The 8169-nt window shown below is 69.8% G+C and carries 9 protein-coding genes; 3 read left to right on the forward strand and 6 right to left on the reverse strand.

Going from position 1 to position 8169, the window contains the following annotated elements:
• Positions 1–11 precede the first annotated feature (11 nt).
• A complete protein-coding gene (locus tag QK444_RS27595; RefSeq protein ID WP_282785071.1) occupies positions 12–800 on the reverse strand; it encodes a C40 family peptidase in 789 nt (262 codons plus the stop codon).
• Between the two features lie 398 nt (positions 801–1198).
• On the opposite strand from QK444_RS27595, the gene QK444_RS27600 reads away from it, so the two are divergent.
• A complete protein-coding gene (locus QK444_RS27600) occupies positions 1199–2002 on the forward strand; it encodes a hypothetical protein (RefSeq protein WP_282785072.1) in 804 nt (267 codons plus the stop codon).
• A gap of 105 nt (positions 2003–2107) precedes the next feature.
• Here QK444_RS27600 and QK444_RS27605 read toward each other — a convergent pair whose 3' ends face one another.
• From QK444_RS27605 to QK444_RS27625, 5 genes are all read right to left on the reverse strand, one after another.
• The gene (locus QK444_RS27605) at positions 2108–2293 is read right to left on the reverse strand and encodes a hypothetical protein (RefSeq protein ID WP_282785073.1); all 186 of its coding nucleotides are present in this window, start codon (positions 2291–2293) and stop codon (positions 2108–2110) included.
• Between the two features lie 92 nt (positions 2294–2385).
• A complete protein-coding gene (gene glpR / locus QK444_RS27610; RefSeq protein WP_282785074.1) occupies positions 2386–3618 on the reverse strand; it encodes a gephyrin-like molybdotransferase receptor GlpR in 1233 nt (410 codons plus the stop codon).
• A 165-nt stretch (positions 3619–3783) separates the two neighbouring features.
• Positions 3784–4434 carry a GNAT family protein gene (locus QK444_RS27615; protein ID WP_029931179.1) on the reverse strand — a complete coding sequence of 217 codons (651 nt, stop codon included), beginning with the start codon at positions 4432–4434 and terminating at the stop codon, positions 3784–3786.
• Positions 4435–4443: 9 nt separating this feature from the next.
• Entirely contained in the window at positions 4444–5703 is a 1260-nt protein-coding gene (gene glp, locus QK444_RS27620) for a gephyrin-like molybdotransferase Glp (protein WP_282785075.1), read from the reverse strand.
• Positions 5704–5746: 43 nt separating this feature from the next.
• Positions 5747–6691, reverse strand: a complete 945-nt coding sequence (locus QK444_RS27625; RefSeq protein WP_282785076.1) for a UTP--glucose-1-phosphate uridylyltransferase — start codon at positions 6689–6691, stop codon at positions 5747–5749.
• Between the two features lie 297 nt (positions 6692–6988).
• On the opposite strand from QK444_RS27625, the gene QK444_RS27630 reads away from it, so the two are divergent.
• A complete protein-coding gene (locus tag QK444_RS27630) occupies positions 6989–7579 on the forward strand; it encodes a 5-formyltetrahydrofolate cyclo-ligase (RefSeq protein WP_282785077.1) in 591 nt (196 codons plus the stop codon).
• An 89-nt stretch (positions 7580–7668) separates the two neighbouring features.
• The gene (locus tag QK444_RS27635; RefSeq protein WP_282785078.1) at positions 7669–7977 is read left to right on the forward strand and encodes an FmdB family zinc ribbon protein; all 309 of its coding nucleotides are present in this window, start codon (positions 7669–7671) and stop codon (positions 7975–7977) included.
• The last annotated feature ends 192 nt before the right edge of the window (positions 7978–8169 follow it).

An 8169-nucleotide genomic window follows, 5' to 3' on the forward strand; every position in this document is an offset into this window, starting at 1 on the left:
ATGTCGATCGGTCAGTAGCGGCGGGCGCCGGTGATCGGCATATCGCCGAGTTCGGTCTCGGTGACGCCGACGCCGTAGGTGGAGGCGTGGATGATCCGGCCGTCACCCGCGTACAGCGCCGAATGCCCGCCGCCGTAGAACGACACCAGATCGCCGGGCTGGAGCTCGTCCACGCCGACCGGGGTGCCGACGGCCAACTGGCCCTGACTGGTACGCGGCAGATCCACTCCCGCCTCGCGATAGGACCACTGCACCAGACCGGAGCAGTCGAAGGAGTCCGGCCCCGTACCGCCCATGCGATAGGCGGTGCCCAATTTGGAGCGGGCGGCCTCGACGGCCCGCTCCCCCGTGGTCGGACGGTCCGGAACCGCCACGGGGGCCGGATGGTCGGTGACGCCGGGGATGCCGACCAGTGGGGGCACACCGTCGGGCACGGGGAACGTGCCGAGCCCCGCGACGGTGACGCTACGGGAAGCCGCCGGGGCGGCGGCTGGTTGCGGCGCTGGCGGCGCCATGGCCGCCGGGGCGGCGTCGGGGACGGTGAGCACGCCCGGCGCGGTATCGAACGTCGATGCGCCCGGCGCGGGTCCGGGGCCGAAGCCGAAGCTGCCCGCGATGTCGTTCGGAATCTCGATGACGCCGAAGCCGGGCACCGCCACCGGCTCGGCCTTCGCCGAACCAGCGGAGTAGAGCAGAGCCACGGCGAGGCCCGCGGCGCCGAGCGCCCCGACCACCAGTGGCCGCCAAGAAATGTGCCGTGCGAAGAAACGAAACCGTTGTCTGTCTCCGCCTGTTTCCATGATGCAGTCCTCCGATCGAGCTGTGAGCTACTCGGTTGACACTCATCACATCCACACTTCGACATTGCATGGTTCGCTTGTTCACAGGGTTATGCACAGTCCGACACGCGAGTTTCGATAACGAACGACTAACGTAACGCACCACAATGCGGCGCATCGCTGTGTCCAATTGGACACAGCGGACCGGGCGGCAGGCACGAGAATCCGGTCGTCACGGCGATTTTCGGCGCCCAATCCGGAGGCATCGCACGCATGCGTGCGAGACTTTTCCGGCATCCGCCGACGCTCCTCATCTTTGGAGGATTGTTCATGATCAAACCCCCTGGAACTGCGGCAATCCCCCGTGAACGCGATGAGTTCGGCGCACGCGACGGTCTTCTGGGCGAGGTTTCGGCCTGATGCGGAAATCCTCGTCCGACAGTGCCGAATACCCGCCGTCGCGCAATATCGGATGGCAGCGATCGGAATTCGAGGACGGCATTGCGGAGGGCAGCCCGATAGCCATTCGACTGGGCACGGTACCGCCGCCGCAGGAGGCCGCGCCCACCGTGCTGGAATTACCCTCGCTCGCGGCGGGTGAGGGACCGCTGAGCGAATGCGAGCACGCACAGCTGGCCGTCTGCGAATCGTCGATCGATACGCTGCGCCAGGCATTCTGGTCGGCCGGGCGGGCATTGCAGATCGTCCGCGACGGCCGCCTCTACCGCAATGGGTACGCGACCTTCGACGACTACGTGGAGCAGCGCTGGGATATGCGGCGCTCCTACGCCCACAAGCTGATTCGCGCCTGGCCGCTGGCCGCGCGCCTGCACCGGCACGCGCCCGCCATCAACGAGGGCCAGATTCGCGAACTGCTGCCGGTGGCGGCCGAACACGGCGACGACGCGGCTGTGACGGTCTACACCACCCTCGCCGCCGAGAACGTCAAGATCACCGCCGCCACTCTCCGCGAGGCGGTGGCGCTGCTGCCGCCGCGCTTCGACGAAGCCGATGTGGTCGAACGACTGCGCGCCTGGCAGCGCGGCGACCGCCCCGAATCCACGACCGCCCGCCGCGCCGGGCCCTTCGCCGCGATGGAAGCGCGCCTCGCCGCCCTCACCCGCCGCGCGCTCCGCGAGTCCAGCGGCGACCCCGCCGCCGCCCGCGAATTCGCCGCCGCACTGCGCACTCTGGCCGAACGAATCGAGCAGCAGATCGGCTGACGATGCACCACGCGGTGCCGCGGCACAACACGCGTTCGTACGACCGGCCGCGCGCCCCGTCGCACCCAGTCCGGGTTCGAACGATCCGCCGTACCGCAACCCGAACTAGGCGCGCGGCTCCTCCGCACCCGGTCCGGGTTCGAACGATCCGCCGTACCGCAACCCGGAGTAGGCGCGCGCCTCGTCCGCACCCAGTCCGGGTTCGAACGATCCGCCGTACCGCGACCCGAAGTAGGCGCGCGGCTCGTCCGCGCCCCTCGGCTCGGGCGGACGCGTTCGGTGATCGGGCATTAGTCCAGTGCCCGCGACCCGAAAGGCGGGATCACTGCGTGCACCCCGACCCGAAGCACGGGGCCTCGGTGTCAGCGGGGAGAGCGGGTGGTCTACTCGCCCACCGCGCGGCGCATGCGGGCGCCCGCGGCGCGCTCGCGGGTTTCACGGGCGGTTGCGGCGTCGAACATCTCCAGATGCTCGAACATCGGATCCTCGTCGTCGGGTTCCAGGAGCGTGGCGCGGCGCAGCCGGGTGCGCGCGCTCTCCCGGTCGGGTGAACGGTGATCGACGACGCGGCGTGGAGACTCCTCCTCGTCGTCGTCCGCGTCCCCGCGGTGGCGGTTGCGGGCCAAACGGGCGGCGCGGCGGCGGCGGATATCCTCCTCGATCCGCACCTGCTTGCGCAGGTAGGCCAGATAGCCCACCAGCACGGCCGCGGACAGCGCGCACAGCCCCCACACCCGCGACGACACCAGCAGTCCGCCCGCGGCGAAAAGCACCACGCTGCAAGCCAGTCCGAGCACGGCCCGCTGGCGGAAGCGGTAGCGGGCGGCGCGGGCGATGGCATCGGCCTCCGGGTCGTAGCCGCCGCGACCGCGACGGGAAGGCACGAAATCCCGCTCGTCGTACTCGGATTCGTCCTCGTCGTACGGCTCTGGCGTGCGGGCAGCGGGAATTCGGGCCATGACGGTCGAGGCGCGCGCCGCGGCCGGAACTGACTCGTCGTCCGCCACGTGGTCGCGATCGTCTGTGCCTGAGTCGGATCCGGCATCGGAGTCGACGTCGTAGTCGGAGCGAGGGTCGGCATCCGAAGGGGGGTCGTCGTGCATATCCGCCTCGTAGGCGGCATCCCGCTCGTAGTCGTCGCGCACGTCATCGTCATCGACGCCGTACCCGTCGACCGGGGCTTCGCCGTGGATCCCGGGATCGTCGGCATCGAACTCGTCGGCCGCCTCCACCCGATCCTCGTCCGCGTCGACGAATTCGTCGTCGAGGTCCGCGCCGGACTCCGCGTTCGGCGCGACAACCGTATCGACTTCGCGGTCGGCCTCGAAATCGTCGTCGCCGGTGGCGGTCTCGTCGTCCGATCTCGTCATCCGATCCTCCGCATCATCGGTGTGGGGATGCTCAACTCTCCGGGTGGGTACATAGTCGGGGTCGGTGTCATGGCCGGCGGCGGGCCGTTTCCTGATGAGTCGCTTGGCGTCACCACGATGCAACACCCGGGTCGCCAGGGCCGCGTCGGTCGTCTGCCGAATGCGCGGGTGCCGTCCGGCGAGCATGGGGAACAGCACGAATACCCAGAGCACCACCAGACCGATCCACAAGATCGAATTCGGCATCGTGCTCCACCTCCGTCCCGCCAGGCCCCAGTCCCTTCGACAGCAGTCCCTTCGACATGCGCCGCATGGTGGTGCAGGCGCACCACCGACGTCCGTAGGCTAATTCGGCAACATAGGAATTCCCGGCAGGCGCGCCGTCCACACCCGCCACACTAGTCACAGGAGTTAACCCGGGGTTGCCCGTCCGGTACGTATGAGGCGATTCACCACCGTGCCCGACACCTCCTCGACCGTCATGCCGACGAGCAGATGGTCACGCCACGCGCCGTCCACGTCCAGATAGCGCTGCAGCAGCCCTTCCTCCCGGAACCCCACATTGCGCAAAACCGCCTGGCTGGCCAGGTTCTCCGGGCGCACGGTGGCCTCCACGCGGTGCAGCCCGACCTCTCCGAAGCAGTGGTCCAGGCCCAGCGCCAGGGCGGCCGTGGCCACGCCCTGACCGCCCACCTCCTTGGACACCCAGTAGCCGATCCAGGCCGAGCGCAATGCGCCGCGCACGATATTGCCGACCGTCAGCTGCCCGCTGAACTGGCCCTCGACCTCGATCACGAGCGGGATCATCGCGCCACGCCGCGCCTCGGCCTTCAGACTCGACCACAGCGCCGGCCAGTTCGAGGCGTGATTGCGCGCCTCCCAGGAGCCGCGCCCGGTCGGCTCCCACGGCTCCAGGTGTTCTCGATCACGCAGCCGAATCCGGCTCCAGGCGCTCGCATCCCGCAAACGAATGGGGCGCAGGGTCACGCGTCCGGCCGCCACCCGCACCGGACCCAGATGAGCGGGCCACCCGGGATGCTGACCAGCCCGGAAGACATTCATGTCCACCCGTCACCCACGCTGCGCGAGAAAGGCGACCCGCACCTCGTCACCGGTGCGCACCTCGGTGACCTCCGGATCGATCACGATGAGCGAATTGGCCTCCGCGAGCGTGGCCAGCAGGTGCGAGGACGCGCCGTTGGGGCCGCCCAGGGGCTGCACCAGATACTCGCCGGTCTGCTCGTCGCGCATGAGTTGGGCGCGCAGATAACCGCGCCGCCCGGGAATGGAGGAGATCGGCAGGATGGTGCGCGCCTTCACGATGCGGCGCATGGGATGGCGGCGGCCCAGCGCGATGCGGATCAGCGGGCGCACCATCACCTCGAAGACCACCAGCGCGCCAACGGGGTTCGAGGGCAGCAGGAAGGTGGGCACCTCATCGCGCCCCAAACGCCCGAACCCCTGCACCGAGCCCGGATGCATGCCGACGCGGGTGATCTCCAGTTCGCCCAGGCCCTCGAGCGCCTCCCGGATCTGCTCCGAGGCCCAACCGCCGACCGCGCCCGCGATCACCACGACCTCGGAGCGCACCAACTGTCCCTCGACCACATCGCGCAGCCGCTTGGCGTCGCCGCTCACGATGCCGACCCGGTTCACATCGGCTCCGGCGTCGCGTGCGGCGGCGGCCAGGGCGTAGGAGTTCACGTCGTAGACCTGACCGGGTCCGGGGGTGCGGTCGATGTCGACCAGTTCCCCGCCCACCGACAGCACCGACAGCCGGGGGCGCGGATGCACCAGCACCTTGTCGCGGCCGACCGCCGCCAGCAGGCCCACCTGCGCCGGACCGATAATGGTGCCCGCGCGCACGGCGAGGTCACCGGGCTGCACATCGTCGCCGATGCGGCGCACGTAGTCGCCGGTGCGCACCGGCTCGTAGACCTTCACCCGCGCCCGGCCGCCGTCGGTGAAGTCCAGCGGCAGCACCGCGTCGGCGAGCGTGGGCAGCGGGGCGCCGGTGTCGACGCGCACGGTCTGCCTGGGCTGCAAGCGAATCGGCTGCCGTGATCCGGCCGCCACCTCCCCCACCACGGGAAGGGACAGATCAATGGGGTTGCCGTCCTCGTCTCGGATATCGGCGCCCGCACCCGAGACATCGACGCTGCGCACGGCGTAGCCGTCGATGGCCGCCTGGTCGAAGCCCGGCAGCGGGCGCTCGGTCACCACGTCCTCGGCGCACAGCAGCCCCTGAGCCTCGGAGATCGCCACCCGTACCGGGCGCGGCGCTACGGCCGCCGCGGTCACCTTGATCTGCTGATCCTCAACCGAGCGCATTCAGCCCTTCCTCGTTCCAACCCGACCCAACCGGTCACGCGGATCATTCGTACGAGGTCGGCTGCGGATCCCAATCCGGACGCAGGCGCTGTTCCAGCCACTCGCGTAGGGCGGGGCCGTATTCCTCGCGTTGCAAAGCGAAATCGACCGCAGCACGAAGATAGCCGCCCGGGTTGCCGAGATCGTGGCGCGACCCACGATGCACCACCACGTGTACCGGGTGATCCTCGGCGATCAGCAGCGCGATGGCGTCGGTGAGTTGCAGCTCACCGCCCGCGCCGGGCTCGATGCGGCGCAGGGCGTCGAAGACGGCGCGGTCGAGCAGGTAGCGGCCCGCCGCCGCGTAGGTCGAGGGGGCGTCCTCCAGTTTGGGCTTCTCCACCATGCCGTTGACCTTCAGCACGTTCGGAGTGCCGCCCGCCACCGGATCGACGTCGAAGACGCCGTAGGCGCTCACCTGGTCCTTGGGCACGTCGATGGCGCACAGCACCGAGCCGCCGAAGGTGTCGCGCACCCGGTTCATCACGGCCAGCACGCCGCTGGGCAGCACCAGATCGTCGGGCAGCAGCACGGCGACGGCCGTCTCGTCATCGTCGAGCACCGACTCCGCCTGCGCGACCGCATGTCCCAGCCCGAGGGGCTCCTCCTGCACGACGGAGGTGACGTCGAGCAGGGCCGGGGCCTTGCGCACCTTTTCCAGCAGCGCGAACTTGCCACGCTCGGCGAGCGTGCCCTCGAGGACCAGATCCTCGACGAAATGCGCGACCACCCCGTCCTTGCCGGGCGAGGTCACGATGACCAGGCGGCTCGCGCCGGAGTCGGCGGCCTCGGTGGCGACCAACTCGATACCGGGGGTGTCGACCACCGGTAGCAGTTCCTTGGGCACGGTCTTGGTCGCGGGCAGGAACCTGGTGCCGAGTCCGGCCGCGGGCACCACCGCGGTGCGGAAGCACGACCCGTTCCCGGACTGTCCGGCATCTGCTGTCATGAACACACCCTATCCATCCGTCACCTGGGCCGAAGACGCGTTCGACAGCGCTCCGACATGCCGGAGAGCCTATGCGGCGAAACCGTGACGAGCGCGTCGAACGTCACTGCTCACACGGGGATAAGCTGCCCGTTCGGAGGGGTGCCGAAACCGTCCACAGCGCCCCGCTATCGCGTGGCAACAGCGATATTCGCAGCTGGCGGCGGAAGTCTCAGGTCGAAAATCGGACACTGCGACACCTATCACACCGCCGTATCGGCGTCGGGGGACGGCGCCGGCGACACCTAGGGTGAGGCCGTGACGACAACCGGTGAATGGGACAAGCAGGCATGGCGGGCCGAGATACTGGCACGCCGTGCCGCCGTCTCCGCCGAGCAGCACGCGACCGAGGCCGCGGCCCTGGCGGCCGGAGTGACGGCACTGCGTGCCAGCGGCTGGGTGTGCGCCTACGTCCCGGTCGGCACCGAGCCCGGCTCACCCGCCCTGCTCGACGCGCTGCGCGCCGGCGGCGCGCGGGTGCTGCTCCCGGTCACCGGCCCACCCGGACCGCTCACCTGGGCCGAATACCTCGGCGGCGACCGCCTCCGCCGCGCCCGCTACGGCCTGCTGGAACCGGACGGCCCGCCCGTCCCCGACGCCCTGGGCCTGGCCGAGCTGATCCTGATTCCCGCCCTGGCCGTGGACCGCCGCGGCGTCCGCCTGGGCCGCGGCGCGGGCTACTACGACCGCACCCTGCACGCCGCCCGCCCCGCCGCCCGCCTCATCGCCGTGGTCCGCGACGACGAACTGGTGGACCACCTCCCGGAAGAACCCCACGACCACCGCATGGGCTGGGCCCTGACCCCCCACCACGGCCTCCGACAACTGGCGGCCGACGCCAACGACTGACCCCCGCCCCTGGAACAAGTGGTCGATTACCCGCGTTGGCACTATCGGCTGTAGAGTGCTAAGTCGACTGAGACCGTGGAGGTAATCCGATGCCTACTTACTCGTACGCCTGCACCGAGTGCGACAACAAGTTCGACATCGTGCAGTCCTTCTCCGATGACGCGCTGACCGTCTGCCCCGCGTGCGACGGCAAGCTGCGCAAGCTGTTCAACTCGGTGGGCATCGTGTTCAAGGGCAGCGGCTTCTACCGCACCGACAGCCGCAACGGGTCGACCTCGAGCGAACCGGCCAAGGCGGCGGCGTCCTCCGACGGCGGCTCCGCGAGCAGCGGTGCCACGTCCACCGCGTCGACGACCTCCTCCGGCTCCAGCACGAGCTCCAGCACCTCCGCGGCCTGACGGTCCGGGGCCTGAAACAGGCTCTGTCCACACCACTTTCGTTATCCACAGCCGACCCCTTCGGCAGCCGTCTCCGGGGTCGGCCCAGCCGTGCGCGGTTCTAGGCTCCGAGCCATGAACCGATTGCGCTCCGCGCTCGCCGAACTGCCGCGACCGCCCTGGTCGGACGGCGCCGTCCCGCGCCGACTGGTG

The organism is Nocardia sp. CC201C (assembly GCF_030010695.1).
Taxonomy (GTDB): domain Bacteria; phylum Actinomycetota; class Actinomycetes; order Mycobacteriales; family Mycobacteriaceae; genus Nocardia; species Nocardia otitidiscaviarum.